This window comes from Saccharopolyspora sp. NPDC049426 (assembly GCF_040676935.1).
GTDB lineage: Bacteria > Actinomycetota > Actinomycetes > Mycobacteriales > Pseudonocardiaceae > Saccharopolyspora.
In genome coordinates this window covers 72,749-93,327 of sequence record NZ_JBFAPZ010000004.1, presented here as the reverse complement: position 1 = coordinate 93,327, position 20,579 = coordinate 72,749, and the positions used below count along the sequence as shown (strand labels likewise).

At 69.5% G+C, this 20,579-nt stretch carries 17 protein-coding genes; 7 read left to right on the top strand and 10 right to left on the bottom strand.

Annotation, left to right across the window (positions count from 1 at the left end; translation table 11 throughout):
- Positions 1 to 2: 2 nt before the first annotated feature.
- Genes AB0J78_RS09375 through AB0J78_RS09365 form a run of 3 tightly spaced genes read left to right on the top strand, consistent with a single transcriptional unit; the run spans position 3 to position 2,910 of the window.
- Positions 3 to 1,043 carry a MoxR family ATPase gene (locus AB0J78_RS09375; protein WP_363788238.1) on the top strand — a complete coding sequence of 347 codons (1,041 nt, stop codon included), beginning with the start codon at positions 3 to 5 and terminating at the stop codon, positions 1,041 to 1,043.
- Entirely contained in the window at positions 1,028 to 1,984 is a 957-nt protein-coding gene (locus tag AB0J78_RS09370) for a DUF58 domain-containing protein (RefSeq protein WP_363788237.1), read from the top strand. Before AB0J78_RS09375 ends, AB0J78_RS09370 begins: the two co-directional genes overlap by 16 nt.
- Positions 1,972 to 2,910, top strand: coding sequence for a VWA domain-containing protein (locus AB0J78_RS09365; RefSeq protein WP_363788236.1), 939 nt, complete (start codon positions 1,972 to 1,974; stop codon positions 2,908 to 2,910). The genes AB0J78_RS09370 and AB0J78_RS09365 overlap by 13 nt, the downstream gene beginning before the upstream one ends.
- A 12-nt stretch (positions 2,911 to 2,922) precedes the next feature.
- Here AB0J78_RS09365 and AB0J78_RS09360 read toward each other — a convergent pair whose 3' ends face one another.
- Entirely contained in the window at positions 2,923 to 3,231 is a 309-nt protein-coding gene (locus AB0J78_RS09360; protein ID WP_363788235.1) for an anti-sigma factor, read from the bottom strand.
- 330 nt (positions 3,232 to 3,561) lie between these two features.
- Here AB0J78_RS09360 and AB0J78_RS09355 point away from each other — a divergent pair, with 330 nt between their 5' ends.
- A complete protein-coding gene (locus tag AB0J78_RS09355; protein WP_363788234.1) occupies positions 3,562 to 4,101 on the top strand; it encodes a sigma-70 family RNA polymerase sigma factor in 540 nt (179 codons plus the stop codon).
- A gap of 6 nt (positions 4,102 to 4,107) precedes the next feature.
- On the opposite strand, the gene AB0J78_RS09350 is transcribed toward AB0J78_RS09355, so the two are convergent.
- On the bottom strand, positions 4,108 to 5,061 hold the full coding sequence (locus tag AB0J78_RS09350) for a trypsin-like peptidase domain-containing protein (protein WP_363788233.1): 954 nt from the start codon (positions 5,059 to 5,061) through the stop codon (positions 4,108 to 4,110).
- 435 nt (positions 5,062 to 5,496) lie between these two features.
- Positions 5,497 to 6,828: an oxygenase MpaB family protein gene (locus AB0J78_RS09345; protein ID WP_363788232.1), complete on the bottom strand. Its 1,332-nt coding sequence runs from the start codon at positions 6,826 to 6,828 to the stop codon at positions 5,497 to 5,499.
- Positions 6,829 to 6,891: 63 nt separating this feature from the next.
- Between AB0J78_RS09345 and AB0J78_RS09340 the strand changes: the two genes are divergently transcribed.
- On the top strand, positions 6,892 to 7,506 hold the full coding sequence (locus AB0J78_RS09340; RefSeq protein ID WP_363788231.1) for a TetR/AcrR family transcriptional regulator: 615 nt from the start codon (positions 6,892 to 6,894) through the stop codon (positions 7,504 to 7,506).
- A 43-nt stretch (positions 7,507 to 7,549) separates the two neighbouring features.
- Here the strand turns inward: AB0J78_RS09340 and AB0J78_RS09335 are convergent, their stop codons facing one another.
- Together AB0J78_RS09335 and AB0J78_RS09330 are read right to left on the bottom strand one after the other, a co-directional pair.
- Positions 7,550 to 8,800: an SLC13 family permease gene (locus AB0J78_RS09335; protein ID WP_363788230.1), complete on the bottom strand. Its 1,251-nt coding sequence runs from the start codon at positions 8,798 to 8,800 to the stop codon at positions 7,550 to 7,552.
- Positions 8,801 to 8,832: 32 nt separating this feature from the next.
- Positions 8,833 to 9,936 (bottom strand): PrpF domain-containing protein, encoded by a 1,104-nt coding sequence (locus AB0J78_RS09330; protein ID WP_363788229.1) that lies wholly within the window; start codon positions 9,934 to 9,936, stop codon positions 8,833 to 8,835.
- A gap of 119 nt (positions 9,937 to 10,055) precedes the next feature.
- Here AB0J78_RS09330 and AB0J78_RS09325 point away from each other — a divergent pair, with 119 nt between their 5' ends.
- Both AB0J78_RS09325 and AB0J78_RS09320 read left to right on the top strand, forming a co-directional pair.
- The gene (locus AB0J78_RS09325) at positions 10,056 to 11,009 is read left to right on the top strand and encodes a LysR family transcriptional regulator (protein ID WP_363788228.1); all 954 of its coding nucleotides are present in this window, start codon (positions 10,056 to 10,058) and stop codon (positions 11,007 to 11,009) included.
- A 50-nt stretch (positions 11,010 to 11,059) separates the two neighbouring features.
- A complete protein-coding gene (locus tag AB0J78_RS09320; RefSeq protein ID WP_363788227.1) occupies positions 11,060 to 11,575 on the top strand; it encodes an isochorismatase family protein in 516 nt (171 codons plus the stop codon).
- Positions 11,576 to 11,580: 5 nt separating this feature from the next.
- On the opposite strand, the gene AB0J78_RS09315 is transcribed toward AB0J78_RS09320, so the two are convergent.
- From AB0J78_RS09315 to benA, 5 genes are all read right to left on the bottom strand, one after another.
- Positions 11,581 to 14,259: a LuxR family transcriptional regulator gene (locus AB0J78_RS09315; protein WP_363788226.1), complete on the bottom strand. Its 2,679-nt coding sequence runs from the start codon at positions 14,257 to 14,259 to the stop codon at positions 11,581 to 11,583.
- A gap of 106 nt (positions 14,260 to 14,365) precedes the next feature.
- Entirely contained in the window at positions 14,366 to 15,709 is a 1,344-nt protein-coding gene (locus AB0J78_RS09310; RefSeq protein WP_363788225.1) for an MFS transporter, read from the bottom strand.
- A 117-nt stretch (positions 15,710 to 15,826) separates the two neighbouring features.
- Positions 15,827 to 18,478, bottom strand: a complete 2,652-nt coding sequence (benC, locus tag AB0J78_RS09305; RefSeq protein ID WP_363788224.1) for a benzoate 1,2-dioxygenase electron transfer component BenC — start codon at positions 18,476 to 18,478, stop codon at positions 15,827 to 15,829.
- A gap of 11 nt (positions 18,479 to 18,489) precedes the next feature.
- The gene (gene benB, locus AB0J78_RS09300) at positions 18,490 to 19,017 is read right to left on the bottom strand and encodes a benzoate 1,2-dioxygenase small subunit (protein ID WP_363788223.1); all 528 of its coding nucleotides are present in this window, start codon (positions 19,015 to 19,017) and stop codon (positions 18,490 to 18,492) included.
- Positions 19,018 to 19,043: 26 nt separating this feature from the next.
- A complete protein-coding gene (gene benA, locus AB0J78_RS09295; protein WP_363788222.1) occupies positions 19,044 to 20,408 on the bottom strand; it encodes a benzoate 1,2-dioxygenase large subunit in 1,365 nt (454 codons plus the stop codon).
- Positions 20,409 to 20,579 lie beyond the last annotated feature (171 nt).

The following is a 20,579-nucleotide window of genomic DNA, read 5'->3' as shown; positions in this document are numbered from 1 at the left end:
CAATGAACGAGAACACGGCGTGGAACCTGGGTGAGGAGTCCGAGATCCTCCGCCATCGCGAAGGCGAGGTGATGCGCGGACTGCTCTGGGAGCTCAAGAAGGTCATCGTCGGCCACGAGGCGGAAACCGAGGAGATCGTCGTATGCCTGCTCGCCGGTGGGCACTGCTTGCTCGAAGGGCTTCCCGGAGTCGCCAAGACGCTGACCATCAAGACGCTCGCCCAGGCTGTGGACGTGGATTTCACCCGCATCCAGTTCACGCCCGACCTCGTACCGTCGGACATCGTCGGGACGCGCATCTACCGGGCGTCGCGCGAGGAGTTCGACATCGAACTGGGTCCGGTGTTCACCAACTTCGTGCTCGCCGACGAGATCAACCGCGCACCGGCGAAGGTGCAGTCGGCGATGCTGGAGGTCATGGCCGAGCGGCAGGTCAGCATCGGCGGGCAGACGTGGGCGATGCCGCGCCCGTTCCTGGTGATGGCGACGCAGAACCCGATCGAGACCGAAGGCGTCTACCCGCTGCCCGAAGCGCAGCGCGACCGCTTCCTCGTCAAGATCCTCATCAACTACCCGCAGGCGGGCGACGAATTGGAGATCGTGCGGCGGATGAGCACCGGGACACCCGTCCCGAAGCAGGTGCTCGACGCCGAGCGGCTCACCGCGCTGCAGGACGCCGCCACCCAGGTCTACGTCGATCCGCTGGTGATGGAGTACGCGGTGGCGCTGGTGATGTCCACCCGCACGCCCAGCGAACTCGGTTTCGCCGACATCGCGCCCTACCTCTCGGTCGGCGCGAGCCCTCGCGCCAGTCTCGGCCTGATCGCCGCGGCGCGGGCGTTCGCCCTCATCCACGGCCGCGGCTACGCGGTCCCCGAGGACGTCCACCACCTCGCGCCGGCGGTGCTGCGGCACCGGCTGGGCCTGACCTACGAGGCGCTGGCCGACGGGGTCACCGCTGACGACATCATCCACAAGCTGCTGGATCGCGTGCACCAGCCCCGGCCGGCCAAGAGCAGGTCTTCGCTGTGGGGTCGTTCCTGATGCGGGCGCATCACGAGCAGCCCGCCACCCGGCGGGTGCTGGCTCAGCTGGAGCTGCTCATCTCGCAGCGGCTGGCCGGTGCCGTGCACGGCGACTACCAGGGTTTCTTCCCCGGGCCGGGCGACGAGGCCGGCGAGGGTCGGCTCTACGTGCCCGGCGACGACGTGCGCATGATCGACTGGAACCTCTCCGCCCGCACCACGCACACCCACGTCCGCGACCCGATTCGCGACCACGAGCTCGACGTGTGGCTGGTCGTGGACCTGTCCGCGAGCCAGTCCTTCGGCACCCGGGGTGGGGAGAAGCGGGAACTCGCGCTGTTCGGTGCTGCCGCCTTCGGGTTCGCCGCCACGTGGCTGGCCAACCGCATTGGGGCGGTGCTGCTCATCGACGGCGACTCCGAGGTCAGGCCCCTGCGCTCGGGGAAGATCCACCTGCAGGCGACCTTGCACCGCATCGCGCAGCTCAACACCCGCAGCGCCCGGCCCGAACGACCCGTCGGCCGCACCGACCTCAGGCCCGCACTGACCCAGGTCGGGACGGTCGCACGTCGCCGCGGGTTTGTCGCGGTCATCTCCGACTTCCTCGTCCAGCCGGGCTGGGCCAACGATCTGCACCGGCTGTCCCAACGCCACACGGTGGTGGCCGTCGAACTCGTCGATCCGCTCGAACTGCGGCTTCCCGCGGTCGGGTCGCTGGCGGTCGAGGACCCGGAAACCGGTTCGAAGCTGACCATCGACACCCTCGACGGCCAGCTGCGCGAGCGCTACGAGGAGGCGGCCCGGCAGCAGAGGGAACGGATCGCCCGCATCATCCGCGACGCCGGAGCCGAGCACCTGCAGCTGCGCACCGATCAGGACTGGATCGGCCAGCTGGTCCGCTTCTTCCAACTCCGGCGGCACCGACAATACGGCTATCGGCGGTCATCATGGGTGGTCTGAGCTTCGCGACACCGGCATGGTTGTGGCTTCTCGTGCTCGTCGCGGCCCTGGCAGTGGGTTATTTACTCGTCCAGCGCCGGCGTCTTCGATACACGGTCACGCTGACCAACCTCGACCTGCTCGCCTCGGTGATGCCTCGGCGACCGGCGTGGCGCCGCCACGTGCCGCCCGCGCTGATGCTGCTCGCCACGCTGATCATGGTGCTGGGCCTGTCCGGGCCGACGGTCCGGATGCCCGATCCTGCGCGGAACAGCGTCGTCATGCTGGCCGTGGACGTGTCGCCCTCGATGTTGGCCAACGACGTACCGCCGAACCGCTCCGAGGCCACAAAGTCCGCGGTCCGCGACTTCCTGACCTCGGTGCCGGAGGACACCCAGGTGGGGCTGGTCAGCTTCGCCGCCTCAGCCAACGTCGACGTCCCGCCCACGCGAGACCACCAAGCGATCACCGATGCCCTCGGCAGGCTGAACTTCCAGTCGAACACGTCGCTGAGCCAAGCCGTGCTGACCGCGCTCAACACCGTGCGCACCACGGGCGGCGGTTCCGCGGGCATCGTGCTGCTCTCCGACGGCGCGAGCAACACAGGACCACCGCCGGAGGCGGCGATCGACGCGGCCCGCGCCGCCCGGGTCCCGGTGTCGACGATCGCGCTGGGAACGCCGACCGGGAAGGTCCAGCTCGCCAGGGGACCTGTGGACGTTCCCCTCGACACCCGGGAATTGGAGCGCCTGGCCCGGGACACCGGCGGACTGACGTTCACCGCCGCCAACGAAAGTCAATTGCAGGCCATCTACAGCAACATCGGTGAGTCGGTCTCGCCGCCGATCGTTCCCGTCGACATCAGCAGCTGGTTCTTCCTCTCCGCGCTCATCGCGATGGTCGCGGCAGCCGGGTTGTCGCTCGTCTGGTTCGCAAGAATGCCGTGATGTCGGTGAATTTCAGTCCCGGTAGCGCAAGTCCATCGCGAAGCGCCGCAAGCGGGACGATGCCGCTTCGTCGAAGCACTTCCTGCGGTCCGCGAGGCTGCTCTTGATGTCGAGGTACAGCCGCGTTTCCGCTTCGCATGCCCGGCACGTGTCCAGATGACGCTCGAATTCCTCGAGCTCCGACGGGTCCAGTTCCCGATCGATGTACCGCTGCAGCAAGGAAAGCGTCTCCACGCATTGCCTGGTGCGCTCGTCCTTGGCGCGCTGCGCCCACTGCTGTGACCGATGATCTCGCCGCAGGGGTCCGAACCATGCTGGCACGGCACACCACCTTCCCGGCTCTCACCTCGCGTGAGTGCAGACAACGCTCATTCTACACCGCGGTCATCCGCCGCATTTCCGCTTCGGGCGGCAGACTTCCGCATCCTCGGAGTGTGACTTTGTGCCCTTATTGCCATCTCTATTACCCAGGATCCTTGGGCTTAAGCCGGATAGCTCCAAGAACAACACGATTGGCACTGAATGGAAGGCCCGATCCCTGCCCCCGGTAGAGGTGAACGCTCTCGCTCAACGCGGTCACGCACTCCGCGGTCAGGCGTCTTCCACGAAGAAGGGGGTGTCGAGACAGTGGACAAGTCCGACACTTTCTCCGTGGTCGAAAAGCAGCAGTTGTTCGACCGGTACATCGTCCCCGAGATCCCACTGCTGCTGCGGGTGGCGCGGTCGCTCACCAACCAACCCGCTGACGCCGAGGACCTGGCTCAGGACGCGCTGCTGCTGGCATACCGCGGAATTACGAGTTTCGACGGCTACTACCCACGAGCGTGGCTGTTGCGGATCCTGCACAACACCCACGTCAGCAGGGTTCGCCGCCGCACTCCTCTGCTGATCTTCGGCGCAGCCGATCGCGACGAGACCATCAGCGATCCCGCACCGCACGTGTCACCGGAGGACGTCGTTGTTGACGACTCCTTCGACTACGCCGTCGAGCAGGCCCTCGGCATGCTGCGACAGCCGAACAAGAGGGTGATCGACCTCGTCGACATCGAGGGCCTCTCGTACGCGGAGGCCGCCATCGCGCTCGACGTCCCGATCGGAACCGTGGTGAGCCGCCTTCACCGCGCCCGCAAGCAGATTCGCGAGCACCTGGCCGACCACGGCGGGGGCCCGCACCGGCGGGCCCACCGGTGACTCCTCCTACCGGGCCGGCTGCTCGATCAACCCGCGAGCCTGGTCGATCGGCACGGTGAACCCGAGCCCGGCCGCCTCGTCGCCCTGCTTGGTACCGGCGACGGCGGTGTTGATACCGACGACCTCACCGTCCATGTTGACCAGCGGTCCGCCGGAGTTCCCGTGGTTGATCGCAGCATCGGTCTGAATCGCGTTGCCGAGTCCGGTGCCCTTCCCGGTCGGGACGGTGCGGTGCAGCGCGCTGACGATCCCGCTGGTGACCGTGCCGGGCAGGCCCAGTGGTGAACCGATGGCGATGACCTGCTGACCGACCTCGGGCTCCGACCCGTAGGCGAGCTTCGCGGGCGTGAGGCCCTGCACCCCGTCGGCCTGGACGACCGCGAGATCGGCGCGGGGATCCTGCTGCAGCACCCGGGCGGGTGCCTTCTTGCCGTCGTTGAACGTCACCGTCAGCGCTGCGCCGCTCGCCGCCTTGGCCACGACGTGGTTGTTGGTCAGGATGCGCCCGCCCTCGTCCACGACGACACCGCTACCGGTGCTCTTGCCCTGCGGGCCGGCGAGGTCGAGGGACACGACACTGGGCTGCACCGCAGCCGCGGTCGCCTGCGGGGATGCGGCGGGCTGCGAAGCGTACGAGGCGAATCCGTAGGTCGCGACGGCGGTGGCTCCGCTGCTCAGCAGCGCCGCGGCCACCACCACGGCGGTCACGCCGTGACGCTTGGGCGAACGCTTCAGACCGACGTGCTCGGGAATTCGGGGGCGGGGCATCTGCTTGAACCGCTCGCTTAGCCTCTGCATCGACGACGGCCGGGGAGCCTCGTCGAGCGACGGATCAACAGCTTCGGTGTTGGTCTCCGCGGGCCCGGTCGAACCCCACGGGTCATAGCTGAAGGGGTAGTCGTTGCGCGCCCGCTGGTACTGAGCGGGTGTGTACGGAGTGTGTGTGGGGGCTTGCTCCATGGCCGAAAGTCTCCGCAACACACCCAAAGATCGCCAGGCTTTCTTACGTAGAGTGCATCACTCCACGCCTGACCGGGACTAAATACCCGGAAATTCGTCATCCGTTAGAGTGAAGATCCAAGTGTCACCCTCGGGCACTGGTCGGAAGCACCCGCTGAGACAGGTGGGAATGGAGTTGTTTCTGCGTCAGCCGGGGCGAATGTGACCACGTTCCAACGCGATCCGCTCGGCCGAGGAGTCACCCTACGTGGGCTCGCGCTGACCAGGATTCACGACAATGACTGCACGGCGGGCATTTCCCAACACGTTACCAACGTGGTGCGAACGAGTCACCTCGTCCGCCGTCCACGATGGAAACCAGGCCATCGTCGCGCATTCCTCGATCTCGCCGAACATCAGGGTTGCCCTCTCACGACTTCGGTGATCGGGAGCGGGTCAGGTGGCACTTCTGGTCGCTCTGCGGGGGTACGTGGCGGCATCGGTGGTGTACTCGGGGTTTCCGTACTCGGCGAGGCGCTGCTTGACCACGCGGGTGGTGTAGCAGTCGGTCAGCTTCCGCAGGAAGGGTTGTCCGGCGACCACCGACATCGCCACGAAACGGCCGAGCACGAACGGCGCGGTGGCGGCCACGCACGCGGCGTCGACCGGCCCGAACTGGACGCTCATGGCTTCGGCCCGCTTGAGGTCGCCGCCGCAGATCCCCAGGAAGAAGGCCCTGCTCCAGCTGCGCTCCACGGTTTCGGCGGCCTGGTCCAGCAGCGAGTTCCCCTGCCGGAGGTCGGCGGCCATGGTGGAGCGGACCAGCTGCCCGCAAGTCGCGTCGTCGAAACCGCGGCGCAGCGTCGCCGCCCGCGCGTGGAAGACATCGATGATCCCGGCCGCCGTGGTGGGCAGGAGTTCTTCGGGCAGGCCGAGCAGGAAGCACCGGTACCGGCTGAACTCCAGCATCGCGCGCTCGCGCGGGGAGAACTCGTCACGGCCGGCGCTCTTGGCGAGCACCGCCGCCAGGTACATGTTGAACATTCCGGCCGGCATCTGGTCCACCTGCGGCACCGGCACCCCGTAAACCTCCGGGTCCCAGCCCTCGGGGCTGGTGAGCGCGTTGCAGCGCACCATCGAATGCATCAGCCGCACCATGGCGGCGGCCTGGAAGCCTTCTCCGTAGCGGTCCAGGGCTCCCGGCAACGTCGTCACCGCGAAGAAGTTCGCGGTCTCGTTGACCCGGCGGGAGGCCCGGCGCCCGGTGAGCGCACCGGTCAGCGCCATCGGGAGGGCGGCGTAGGTGTTGATGAAGGTCGCGAGGAACGCACCGCGGGTGATGTAGGGCGACAGGAACGCCGCACCGATGCGCAGCTGCCGCGCACCCTCCTCGACCAGCTCCACGTCGAGCCAATCCGGCGTCGCTTCCATCGATTCGATGAACGCGCGCAGCTCGTCGGGGGCGTCGGCGACGGAATCGACGCCCGAGCGGCACGCCTCCCGCAGCATGTCGATCAGACCTTTGGCGCCGTACTGCTTCGCCAGAGCCGCGTAGGGGTCGGCCACCACGTCGCCGAGCATGGTGGTCGTGCGGATCAGCTCGACGACCCGCCGGTCGGCGAGGACGGAATCGCGATCGGCGACCCAGGCGGGCAGGTCGGACCTCACCTGCGGGTCGGTCGTGAACCGGTGCGGAGTGCGGTCGAAGTCGATCGAGCCGTAGAGATGGGGCAGCCGTCGGCGTTGCTCGCGGACGCGCTCGGCGAGTTCAGGATGGTGGAGCGCCATTGCGACACCTCAACTTTCAACCTGCCACTGAACACTGACAGGTTGTCAGTTAGAGTGTCAAGGGTGAGCGGATCCCCCAGCGCGCGCAGGCGGATGAGCGCGGCCGACCGCCGCGAGCAGATCCTCGACGTCACGCACGACATCGTCGACGCGGAGGGGTTCCACGCCGCGACGCCCAACCGCATCGCCGAGGCTGCGGGCATCACCCGCCCGGTGCTCTACCAGCTCTTCGGCGACCTCGCGGGCCTGTTCGTCGCGCTCGTCGACCGCGAATCCGAGCGAGCGGGGATCCAGTTCGCGAGAGCCACGTCGCAGCTGACCGGATCCCCGGAGGACGACCGGCTCGTGAGCACCTTCTACGGCGTGCTCAACGCGGTCGACGAGCATCCCGCGACCTGGCGGCTGTTCCTGTTCCCGCCGCAGGGCGCTCCCCCGCGGCTGCACCAGCGGCTCGCCGAATCCGAGGAGCTAGTCCTGCAGTTCCTCCAGCAGGAGCTCGCACGCGCCTTCCCGCGCATGCCCGACCCCGAGTACACCGCCAGGATGGTGCACGCCTCCGGCCGCGAACTGCTGCAACGCCGCCTCGTCGATCCCACCCACGCCACCACCGAACGCCTCGTGAGCCTCGTCCGGCACGTGCGTACCTGGGTGCTGCCGACGCGGGACCTCCCGGCGTGACAGCGCCGCCGGCTCGGGAGTCCCGAGCCGGCGGCGCTTCCGATCAGAGGGAGGCGGGCACGACCAGGAAGCTCCAGGCCAGGATCGGGCCGATGCCCACGATTCCCGCGGTGTAGCCGATGATCTGCTTGTAGAACCGCTCCCGGTCGACGCCTCGGGCGTTGCTGAGCACGAGCGCGCCGTTGGTGGAGAACGGCGAGGTGTCCACGATCGTCGTCGAGATCGCCAGCGCCGCGACGACTCCGACCGCGCTGAGGTGGCTGGCCAGCAGTAGCGGTACGGCGATCGGGATGATCGCAGTGAGGATCGCCGTCGACGAGGCGAACGCCGACACCACCGCCACGACCAGGCACAGCAGCAGCGCGACGAACAGCGGAGCTCCCATTCCCGCGGCACCGTGCGAGATCGTCTCGATCGTGCCCGCCTTCTCCAGGATCTCCACGTAGGTCACCATGCCCGCGACCAGCAGGATGGTCGACCAGCTGATCCCCTCGACCGCCTTGGACTGGTTCTTCATGTCCACCAGAGCCAGCACCGCTCCCGCGGCCAGGGCCAGGAACCCGATCTCCAGGTGGAACACCAGCGCACCCACCACCAGCGCCGCGAGCGCGACCAGCGTGAGCCCCTGCCGCCACGTCACCTTCGGCTCGGTCGCGGACTCCGCGTCCTCCGCGACGGATTCGGGAGAGGCCTCCGGGGTCTTGCGGCGCAGGAGCAGGAAGGTCAGCACCGACAGCAGCACGTTGAACCCGAAGCTGGCGAGGAACAACGCCAGCGGGGACACCGCGAGCGGGGTGGTGCCGACCATGCCCAGCACGAGCGCACCCGAGACCGCGATCGGCGAGAAGGCCCCGGCGTGGGCGCCGCTGATGACCATCATGCCGACCATCAGCTGGCTGATGCCGTAGCGGTAGGCGAAGTTCATGCCGATCGGAACCAGCAGCGCCACCGCGGCCGGGGTGAAGGTGCCGAAGGCGGTGAGCACCGCCGCGACGCCGAACAGCACCCACGGCACCAGCGCGGCCTTGCCGCGCACGAGCCTGATCCCGACCCGCACCAGCAGGTCGATCGTGCCGTTGCGCTGCGCCACGGAGAACAGGTAGGTGACACCGACGATCGTGACGAACAACGAGACGGGGAACCCCTCGAAGATCTCGTCCTCGGTGAGCCCGAGCGAGGAGGTGCCCACGACGAACGCGCCGATGAAGGCCAGGATTCCGATGTTGATCGGTAACAGGGACGCGACGACGAACATCACGCCGAGCGCGCCGATGGAGATCATTTCAGCAGACATCTTTGTCCTTGAGGTGGGAATCAGGCGGAATGCTAGGCGGGAATCGACTCGGGAACCACGATGTCGGCCGCGCAGAGGATGCGGGCGGCGCGGCGGACGGTGACCCGCAGCGGCCCCGACGTGGTGAGATCACCGCTGGTGACGGCGATGACACCGGCTGCAGTCGCGATTCGGAGCTCGGTCGCGCCGGGGGCGCTGGACGCCGAGCGGACGACGGAGCCGTCGAGCAGGTTGGCGACCGCGACGCCGACCGCCGAGGTGAGCCCGATGGCCGGGTGCGGGGCGTTCATCGACAGCATCCGCACCGACACGTCGTGCTCGGCAACGGAGACCGCGTCGCCCAGCTGAGTCCGGTAGGGGCACGGCGGCCCGACGACGCCGACCTTCGGCACCGCGTCGTTGACGGCCGCGCCGGGTGAGGTCAGACCCATCCGCTCGGCCGCGCGGTGCCGGAACCGCCGCAGCGGTTCCACGAGGTCGTCCATCTCGCGGAGGCTTTCGGCGCCGGTGAGGCCTTCGGCGTCCAGCAGGATCATCGGCGCGCCGGCGTCGATCATCGTGACCCGGGCCCGCAGCCCGCCGATCTCCCACTCCTCGACCACGTCGCCCGCGGGAAGCAGCGCGCCGGTGGTGCCACCGGCCGGGTTGAGGAACGTCAGCCCCACCGCCACTCCCCCGGCGCGGGTGCCCGGAACGGTCTGGGTGCCGAACTCGGACACCTGCCCGCGCGGCGTGTCCACTTCCGCTTCGAGGACCGCGTCGGTGTTGGTGTTGCGCATGACCACGCGGGTGCGGTCACCGCTGACCGGGACCAGGCCCCGGGCCACCGACCACAGCGCGATCGCCGTCGCGCAGTTGCCGCAGTTGCTGCCCCACTCGACGCGCCCGACCCCGATGCCGACCTGCGCGAACAGGTAGTCCACGTGCACTCCGGGCGCGCCGGAGGGCCGCACGACCGCGGCTTTCGACGTGGTCGGGGTGGCACCGCCGATGCCGTCGAGCTGAACGGGATCAGCGGCGCCGTAGGCGTTGACCAACAACGCCTCGATGTCGCTCACCGACGTGGGCAGCTCGGCTTCGTCGAACAGCCAACACTTGCTGGTGCCACCGCGAACCAGCGTTGCCGGAACGTGCACGCCAACCTTCTTCCTCGCTCCGAATCGTTGGCGCTCACCCTGACAAAACCAGCGACTTCAGTACAATGTTCATATTCTTACGTTGGCTTAAGCAGTGCTAAAGGTTCTTGGGAGGCTCGTTGCTCGACGTCCGCAGGGTGTTGCTGCTGGTGGAGGCCGCCGAACTCGGTTCGCTCACCGCCGCCGCCGACGCGCTGGCCATCACCCCGTCCGCCGCTTCGCAGCAGATGTCCCGGCTGGAAGCGGAGGTCGGACAGCCGCTGCTGCACCGCTTGCCACGCGGCGTCCGGCTCACCGATGCCGGGCACGCCCTGGCCGAGCGCGGCCGCGCCATCCGCCGCGAACTCCGCGGCGCACAAGCGGATCTGGAGTCTCTGGCGCAGCTCGACCGGGGCACGCTGCGCCTGGGGTCGTTCCCGACGGCCAGCGCCTCGCTGCTGCCCCTGGCGCTGACCCGGTTCTCACGCAAGCACCCGGGGATGCGGACCGCGGTGCGCTCGGCGCTGTTCGCCGAGCTGCTCGATCTCCTCGACACCGGCGAGGTCGAGCTGGCGCTGCTGTGGGACTACGAGTGGCACCGCACCGACGAGCAGGCGCTGCACGTCGAGCACCTCCTCGACGACCCGACCGTCCTCGTCGTGCCCGCCAACTCCGAGCTGCTGGAGGAGCCGCGCATCAGCCTGGCCGACCTGGCGAGCCAAGAGTGGATCATCCGCGCCGACAACCACCCGGTCGCCGAGGTGCTGCGGCGCAGCTGCCGGCTCGCCGGTTTCGACCCGAAGATCTCCTACGAATCCCACGACTACCAGGAAGCGCAGGCGATGGTGGCGGCAGGTTTGGGAATCGCGATCGCACCGCGCCTGGCGCTGACCAACCGCCGCCACGACGTGCGGCTGGTGCACTTCGCCGACGACGTGCCCGCCCCGACCCGGCGAATCCTGCTGGCCCGCAACGCGAACAGGCCACCGACGCCGGGCGCCTCGGCCATGACCGACATCATCCGCTCGGTCTCCCAGCGGTTCACCGAGTCCAACCTCCACCGCACCCAGCTCGGCACCGTGCGCACCAGTTGACCCCGCGTCTCCGGGAAGCCGTCTCGGGGTGTCGTGCCTAGGCTGGTGCCATGCCGCTGCTGCACGCCAACTCCTCGGTCCTGCTGGTCGTGGACCTGCAGGAACGCCTCATGCCGGCCATCGCGGGCCGTTCTGCCGTGCTCGAGAACAACGCGCGGCTGATCCGCGCTGCGACGCGGCTGGGCGTCGACGTGCGGGCCAGCGAGCAGAACCCCGCAGGACTGGGCACGACCGTCGGTGAGATCGCCGAGCTGCTGCCGCGGCCGGCTCAGCCGAAGACGTCCTTCGCCGCCGGGTTCGACCCCGGACCCGGCACCGTCGTCGTGACCGGGTGCGAGACGCACGTCTGCGTGCTGCAGACCGTCTTGGCGCTGCTGGAACGGGGCCGGGACGTCGCGGTGGTCGCCGACGCCGTCGGCAGCCGCGTCGAGTCCCACCGCGAGCGCGCGCTGGACCGGATGCGCGCCCACGGCGCCGACGTCGTCACCACCGAGATGGTGCTCTTCGAATGGCTGCACGACAGCGACAACCCCGCCTTCCGCGAGGTCCTGGAGCTGATCAAGTAGCCGCGTCAATCCTGTTGCGGCAGGCCGGGGTTGTTGCGGGCGGCGAGTTCCGCGCGGGAGCGGATGCCGAGCTTCGCGTAGACGCGGGTCAGGTGGTACTGCACGGTCTTGCTGGACAGGAACAGCTCCGCCGCGACCTCCTTGTTGGACAGTCCGCGGGCGACCAGCCGCGTGACCGATTCCTCCTGCGGGGTCAGGGCGTCCGCGGTCGGTTCCGGCCTGGTCCGGTGCACGCCACCGGCTTTGAGCTCGCGGTCGCAGCGCTCGACGTAGGTCGTGGCGCCCATGGCCGCGAAGCCGTCCCGGGCGGCGCTGAGCTCGACGTCGGCGCGGGCGCGGCGGCGGAGGCGGCGCAACGTCTGGCCGTAGCTGAAGTTGATGCGGGCCTGGTCGTAGCGCAGCGGCAGCGCGCTGATCAGCTCCAGCGCCTCGTCAAACGATGCCGATGCCGCCGCGACGTCGCCGCGCGCGCCGTGCAGGCGGCCGCGGGCGGCGGTGAGACGAGCCCGCATCGAGGTGTGGCCGCGCTTGACGGCCAGCTTCTCGTGCGGGACCAGGAACTCGTCGGCCTCGTCGAGGCGGCCGAGCAGGACCAGGGCGTGGGCGTACATGTCCTGCCAGGGCCAGTGACCGGGTTCGTCGGTGCTGGCGCTCGGTGACGGTCTGGTCAGCGGGTACAGCGCGCGCAGCACGCCGTCGGAGTCGGCGCGGGCCTCGGCCACGTGCGCTCGGGCGAGCTGGCTGGGGACGCGCATGATCTGGTAGTCACCCGCGCCGGTCGCGCTCCGCAGCAGCACCTCCTCGGTCTCGGCGAACTCGCCGCGCAGCGCGTGCACCGCCGCAGCCGTCCACAGCAGCAGCGGGCCGGTCACCAGGATTCCGGTGCGCTCCTGCATGTCCATCGCTTCGCGCGCGGTGGCCATTGCCTCGTTCCACTCGCCGGTGAGGAACTGGACCCTGGCGAGCCAGGCGCGGGCCCACAACGAGATCCGGGCGGACCCGCCGAGGTAGGCGGTGGGGATGGAGCTCTCGAAGTCGACCCGGGCGTCGTCGACCCGGTCGGCGATCAGGTTGATCCAGCCGCGGGCCATCGTGGCCCGCTGCCACTGCGCGCCATGGCGCAACCGAGCGGTGAGCTCGTCGTAGTGGCGCTGGCCCTGCGTCACGCTGCCGGTCGCGGCCAGGCCGATGCCGCGGATGGCCTCGGCTTCGACCGCGGCCGGCGTGTTCGGTCCCGCCAGCTCGATGGCCCGATCCGCCCACAGGACCAGGTCGCGACCGTCGTAGCGGCACAGCGCGTCCAGCACGTAGCGCTGGCAGATCAGCGCTGCGGTCTCGGGTTCGCGGTCGGTGTTGACGATGTCCCAGGCTCGCCGGAACCTGCTGCCCGCTTCGGCCGCGCGGCCCCGGACCATGGCGAGGTAGCCGAGAACGGCGTCCCGCAGCGGAGTTTCGCGGATGCTCTCGACCTCGGGGATCAAGGCCGTGGCGCGAAAGACGTCCCCCGCGCCGATGAGCGCGTCGACCGCGCGGGTGATCAGCGCCTGCTGGTGCTGCGGATCGTCGGTGAGCCGACTCGCGTCGCTGAGCAGGGTGGCGGCGGTCCCCCAGGCTCCTTCGGCCGCGCGCTCACCGGCCAGCGCTTCGAGCCGACCCGCCACCTCGGCGTCCGGCACGGGACTGGCCGCGACCAGCAGACGCAGGGACCGGACCGGGTCGTCGACCAGCTCGGCCGCTCGGCGTTGCAGCGCGGCGCGACTCGCCGGTCCGACAGCGGTGAGCACAGCGGCGCGCACCATCGGGTCGGGCGGGCTGACGTAGGTGAGTCCGCGCGGGGCCAGCGCCACGAGCCCGGCGGCCGTGGCTTCGTCCAGCAGCGGCAGCGGTTCGCCGTCGAGCTCCGCCAGGGACATGACGTTGCGGACCGGGGCGTCGGTCCCGAGCACGGCGGTGGCCTCGGCGAACCCGCGTGCGCCCGGCGTGCACGTCTCCAGGCTCTCGCGCACGAGGGCCTGGACGGAGGCGGGCGCGGGCAGGGTGGGCTCGAACTGCGACCAGGTCGCGCGGGGAAGCTCGGTGAGCAGCTGCACGGCCGGTCGCGGCCTGCCGAGGGTGTGCCGCCGCAGGCGTTCGGCCATCGACGGGTGCAGCGCGACTCCCCGCGCGGCAGCCAGCTCGCTCATCTGCGCGGCGTCCAGCGGCGGGATGCGCGGCACGTCGGTCGCGATGCGCGGCAGCAAGTCCAGGACCTCCGCCGAGGCCCGCCGATCTCCGGTGGTGGAGGTCGCCACCACCCGCAGCGCGGCCTCCGGGTGGTGGCGCTGGGCCGAGGCGAGGGTGCGCAGCGAGTCGAGGTCGCCGAACTGCGCGTCGTGGATCACCAGCGCCGTGCGCGGTGCGAGCCGCGCGACGAGTTCGGCCGCCGCCGCGAGCGGGTTCGCCGTCGGCAGGCCGGGGACGAGCTGGGCCAGCAGCGAACCGGGCTGCTCCGCCTCCCACTCCGCCGCGGTGGCGCGCAGGACCGGGCCGTCGTGACGGCGGGCGAGGTGTTCGGCGAGCGTCGAGCTGCCGATACCGGGCGGCCCGCTGAGCAGCACGAAACGGCTCTGGCCGGTCTGGAGCGTCTGCTCCAGACCGGCCACGAGCTCGGCCCGCCCGATCAGCGGCTGCGCTGGTCGTGTCACGTCCACCTCGTCGTTGGTCCCAGGCCCGAGGCCGCCGGTGGGTCCACGGTGACTCATCATGTCGGCGATGGTCGAGTCACGCGGCCGGGACCCCGAGCGGAACAGCCTAGACCGGCTTCGGGCTGCCGGCCGCCGCTGCGGCCAGCGGCCGTTCCGCCTCCTGCTCGTCGCGCGAGCGGGGCACCAGCAAGGTCACCACCGCCGCACCCGCGGCGACGGCGGCGAAGAGGTAGAACGCCGTGGTGCCGCCGAGGCCCGCTCCGACGAGTAGGCCGCCGACGACGGGACCGACGATGCCGCCGATCCTGCCGAAGCCCGCGCACCACGCGACACCGGCCGCGCGCGCCCTGGTCGGGTAGTAGTTCGACACCAGGCCGTAGATGAGCACCTGCGTTCCGATCGTGCCGATCCCGGCCACCGCGACGGCGAGCAGCAGCACGATCAGGGGCAGTTTCAGCGGGAGCAGCGCGAGGGTGCCCGCCGCGAGGACGAACGTCGTGGCGACCACGCGCTTGGCCCCGGCCCGGTCGGCCCACAGCGAGGCGAACAGGCCGCCCACGATGGCGCCGAGGTTCAGCACGAGCAGGAACGCCAGCGAGTACGTCTTGTCGTAGCCGTTGTTGGCCATGATCTGCGGCAGCCAGGTGTTGAGCCCGTAAGTCAGCAGCAGACCTGCGAAGCTCATCAAGCCCAGGAGCGCCGTCGGCCACGCGAGATCCTTCGACGCCAGCGCGGGGAATCCGGCGCGGGTGGTGCCCGCCGGTGCCACCGGCTCGGCGCGCAGCTCGATCCCGGTGCGCTCGGCGAGCGCCTTCGCCTGCTCGACCTTGCCGCGCGAGGCGAGCCACTTCGGTGATTCCGGCAGCTTCATCACCGCCAGCGGGAGCACGAGCACGATCGGCAGCGCCCCGATCCAGAAAAGACCGCGCCAGCCGACCACGTCGTCGAGCACCAGGGCGAGCAGACCGGCCAGCACGCCACCGGCGGGCACCCCGCTGTAGACGATGGCGTTGAGCCGGTTCCGCCGCCCGGGGTCGGCGAACTCCGCCACCAGCGGACCGACCGTCGCCACCAGCGCACCGACACCGATACCGGTGAAGAACCGTCCGACGCCGAAGGCGGCGACGCTCTGGGTGAGCGCGGTCGCGCCCATCCCGATGGAGAACCAGGCGAGGTTGATCAGCATGATCCGGCGACGGCCGATCAGGTCACCGAGGGCGCCGGCGACCAGCGCGCCCACGAGCACTCCGATGAGCGCGTAGCTGCCGAGGGTGCCCGCCTGGCCGGGTGTGATCGCCCCGAGCTGGGTCGGGTCCTTGAGCAGGGTGGGCAGGATGGTGCCGTAGACGACGAGGTCGTACCCGTCGAACACGAGCACGATGGTGGACAGGGCCACGACCCAGGAGACGGTTCGTTGGCGCCGACGCATCGTTGAGTCGGTTTCGGACATGAGGAACTCTCGATTCGTTCGGAGGGAGAAAGCGGCCTGACCAGGCCGAACCGGCGGCGCGCGGCCGCACGTGGGGGGAGGGGACGGGGGCTCTTCTCGCCCCCGTCCCGACCGGCGTCAACCGAGGTCGCCGCCTGCGACCGGCAGGACGCTGCCGGTGATGTAGGACGCCTCGTCGGAGGCGAGGAAGGCGATCGCCGCAGCCTGCTCGTCCAGCGTGCCGTAGCGCTTCATCAGCGAGGTGCTCACGGTCTGGTCGATGTGGGCCTGGAACCAGGCGCGTTCCTCGTCCGTCTCCAGCGCGGACCCTCCGCGCGAGATCCGCCGAGGCGGCGCCTCCGTCCCGCCGGGAGCCGTGGCGACCACGCGGATTCCCGAGTCGGCGCACTCCAGGGCCAGCGACGCGGTGACCGCGTTGATCCCGCCCTTGGCCGCCGAGTAAGGGATGCGGTGCACGCCACGCGTGGCCGCGGACGAGACGTTGACGATCACACCGCTGCCGCGCTCGCTCATCGAGGGCAGCACGGCCCGGCAGGTGAACAGCGTCGTCAGCAGCGACCGGCGCAGCTCGGCCTCGATCTGCTCCGGGGTGAACTCGGTGAAGGGCTTGAACCAGATCGCGCCCCCGACGTTGTTGATCAGCACGTCGACGCGGCCGTGGCGGGCGATCGCCTCGTCCACCACCGCCTGCGCGCCCTCCCAGGTCTCCAGGTCGGCGACCACGGGCACGCCCGACAGCTCCTCGGCCAGGCCCTCGACCAGCTCCGACCGGTCGGCGAGCACGAGATCGCCGCCCTCGGCGGCGACCCGGCGGGCGGTCCACTCCCCTATGCCCTGGGCCGAGCCGGTCACGACGACGACCTTGCCCGCGAAGCGTCCCGGGGTGATGAACCGCGGCCGCTTCGCCGACTCGGCGTCGGCCATGGCCCGCCGCGTGGTGACCTTCGAACGGTCCGCGTGCTCGGCGATCAGCCGGCGAGCGGTCGTGCGATCGCCCGCCTCGAAGGCGCTGACGATGTCGAGGTGGTCCTGCGTGCACCGCGGGTGGCACCAGGTGGCGTTGCGCAGCGTCGTCTCCATGTGGCCCTTCACGCCGAGCGCGCGGTAGGCCTGCAGGAGGTGCTCGTTGCCGGTGAGGGTGAACAGGTAGTCGTGGAAGGCCGCGTTGGTCTCGGTGTACTCGGCGGCGTCGACGAACCTGTCGCCGTCGACGTAGGGCACAGCGGACTCGGCGAGCAGCCGGTAACCGGCGAGCTGCTGCGAGGTGAGCCTGCCGATGGTGAGTTCGAGCGCGCCCAGTTCCAGCGCCTGGCGCGCCTCGAACACCGCGTCCGACTCGTGCACCGACGGGTGCTCCTCGCCGATCTCGTACCCGCCGGGCGCGGGTGCGGTCAGCGGTTCCAGATCGGACCGCGGCGGCAGCACCTCCTGACCGGCGATGGATCGCGCCTCGGCGTTCTCGATCAGGGCTGCACCGGAATCGAGGGCACGGCTACCGCGACCGGTGCCCTGCCAGATCCGCTGCCCGGCGATGAGGCTCGCGGTGACCGCGTCCTCCTCGGCCGACCGCTCGGATCCGGCGTGCAGAGGTGCGATCGCGACGTCCGGGAAGAGGTTCTGCCCGGCGACCTCCCGGCTCCCACCGGGGTTCTCGTCCAGCACGAGCTCGGGTTCGGGTTCGGGTTCGGGTTCGACCTCGGCGGACGGTTCGGGTTCGGGCTGGGGTTCCGGAGCGGCCTCGGGCGGCGGTTCCTGGCTCCCGGTGGCGGCGAGGGCGAACTTCTCGTAGTAGAAGCCGGTCGGCTCGAACCCGTCGTCGGCGAAGTGCTTGCGCACCGCCTCCACCATCGGCGGCGGTCCGCACAGGTAGACCGCGACGTCGCCGCCGTGCAGGTGCTCGTCCCGGATCAGCTTGGTGACGTAGCCCTTGTTGGGCGCTGCGCTGTCGGGGTCGGCGACGCAGTAGTCCCAGGTGAGGTTCTCGATGTCGGCCGCGAGCTCCTCCACCGCGTCGGTCTCGACGAGGTCGTCGTCGGTCGTCACGCCGTAGATCAGGTGCGCGGGGCGCTTGGATCCGCACGCCCGCATCTTGCGCAGGATCGACAGGATCGGTGCGAGCCCGGTCCCACCGGCCAGCAGCAGCACCGGGCGGTCGGTCTCGCGCAGGAAGAAGCTGCCGTGCGGACCCGTGAACGACAACTCGTCGCCGGGCTTCGCGCGCTCGGTGAGGTATTCCGACATCACCCCGCCCGGAGTGATCTTGACCAGGAAGCTCAGGTGGTCCTCGTCGGGCGCGCTGCTGAAGGAGTACGACCGCGTCTGATCGGTGCCGGGCACCGCGATGTTGACGTACTGGCCGGGCAGGAACGCCAGCTTGTCGCGGTCCGGCGTCTTCAGCGTGACCGACACCGTGGTCGGCGAGAGCCGTTCGAGCGCGGTGAGCGTCGCCGGGTAGGTCGCCGCCTGCGTCTTGGCCACGGCCGAGGTGCTGGCGATGCGCAGCACCAGGTCGGACTTCGGGGACATGCTGCACGGCAGCACGTAGCCGCGCTCGGCCTCGTCGGAGGTCAGCGCGTCGTCGATGTAGGTCCCGCCGTCGTACTCACCGGACTCGCAGAACGCCTTGCACGTGCCGCAGGCACCGTCCCGGCAGTCCAGCGGGATGTTGATGCGCTGCCGGTAGGACGCGTCGGCCACGGTCTGGTCGGGAGCGCACGTGATGAACCGGGTGACACCGTCCTCGAAGGACAGCGCGACTTGGTGAGTCATGGCCGCCTCGCTCAGATGTGGTACACGTCGACGACGTGGTGGATGTAGTCGTTCTTGAGCACCACGGTCTTCCGGCGGATCAGCGGCGCCGGGCCGGAGAAGTCGATGGTGTAGAACGAGGTCCCGTAGTAGGGGTCCACGGTCTTGTACCGGAAGTACATGGTGTGCCAGTTGAAGCGCACGTCCACGAGGTCGCCGCGGCGCTCGATCAGCTCGACGTTGCTGATGTTGTGGCTGGTTCGCGGTTCCGGGATTGAGGTGGCGCTGGAGCGCTCGGTGCGGATGCGGAACACCCGGTCCTCCAGGCCGCCCTTGTTCGGGTAGTAGATCAGCGAGATGTCGGTCTGCGGATCCTCGGTGAGCAGGTCGTCGTCGCCCCACGAGGGCATCCAGTAGACGACGTCGTCGGCGTAGCACTCCAGCCACTTCTCGAACTCGCGGTCGTCGAGGTAGCGGGCTTCGCGGTAGAGGAACTGCTCGATGTCCTGCTGGGTGATCAGCTTTCCGGTGGTGGCGGGGGCGTCAGCGTGGACGGTCATCGGGAACTCTCCTGGCGCAGAGGGGGTCACTGGGATTCGGCGGCGCGTTCGGCGGCGATGGCGGCCTGCATGGTCTGCTGCCAGTAGCCGTGCTGAACCGGGTAGAGGCCCTCGTCCTCGTTCTTCTGGCCCGCCGAGATCACGCCCTTCATGTCGAGGGCTTCGGCGACCTCGTCGGGACCGGTGAGCCAGTGCTCGGCACCGCGGCTCATGTCGTTCCACGGCGCGGCGGTGGCCCGGAAGGTGAGCTGGCAGGAGCGGAACTCCTCCAGGTCGTCCGGGGTGGCCATGCCGGAGGCGTTGAAGAAGTCCTCGTACTGGCGGATCCGCCACGCCCGCGCCTCGGCGCTCTCGCCCTTGGGGGCGATGCAGTAGATCGTGACCTCGGTCTTGTCCGGCGCGATGGGCCGGAAGTGCCTGATCTGCGTGGAGAACTGGTCCATCAGGTACACGTTGGGGTACAGGCACAGGTTGCGGGATCCGCGAACCATGAACTCGCCCTTGGCCTCGCCGAACTCCTCCTTGAGCTCGTCGATGCGGCCCCACAGCGGACGGTCCTGCGGGTTGCCCGCCCACGTCCACAGGCACAGGTGGCCGTTCGGGTAGGACCAGTAGCCACCACCGGACTTGCCCCAGCTGCCCGCGTCGAGGGTCTTGGTGCTGTTCTTGGACTCGCCGGTGCCGCGCCGGGCGGTGGTCGCCGCGTAGTTCCAGTGCGTGGCGGTGACGTGGTAGCCGTCGGCGCCGTTTTCGGCCTGCACCTTCCAGTTGCCGTCGAAGGTGTAGGTCGACGCGCCGCGCAGCACCTCCAGCCCGTCCGGGGACTGGTCGACGAGCATGTCGATGACCTTGGTGGTGTCGCCCAGGTGCTCGCTCAGCGTCGCCACGTCCGGGTTGAGGCTGCCGAACAGGAACCCGCGGTAGGAGTCGAAGCGGGCGACCTTGGTCATGTCGTGCGAGCCGCCGTTGTCGAACGAGTCCGGGTAGCCGGCGTCGTCGGGGTCCTTGACCTTGAGCAGCTTGCCGTCGTTGCGGAACGTCCAGCCGTGGAACGGGCACGTCAGCGTGCTCCGGTTGTCGGCCTTGCGGCGGCAGATCATCGCACCGCGGTGAGCGCAGGCGTTGATCAGGCAGTGCAGCTCGCCGTCCTTGTCGCGAGTGATCACGACCGGCTGGCGGCCGATGTAGGTCGTGAAGTAGTCACCCGGGTTCGGCAGCTGGCTCTCGTGGGCGAGGTAGATCCAGTTCCCCTCGAAGATGTGCTTCATCTCGAGTTCGAAGATCTCCTCGTCGGTGAAGATCCGGCGGTTGGCCCGGTACACCCCGGCCTCGCGGTCCTCCACGACAGCGTCTGCGACGACGGCGGACACGTGGTTCAGCATCTCGGTCATGGATCCTCCAACGGCCCAGATCGACTCTGATCGGCCTCGCGGCGACAACTGGACGCCGTGGCATGACTGGGAACCATGACACCTCGTGGTGCCGGTCACACCAGGCAAATACCCAGACCTGACTTAGGGTGTTATTCATCCATTCCGTTTATCAATCGAGCGAAACCAAGT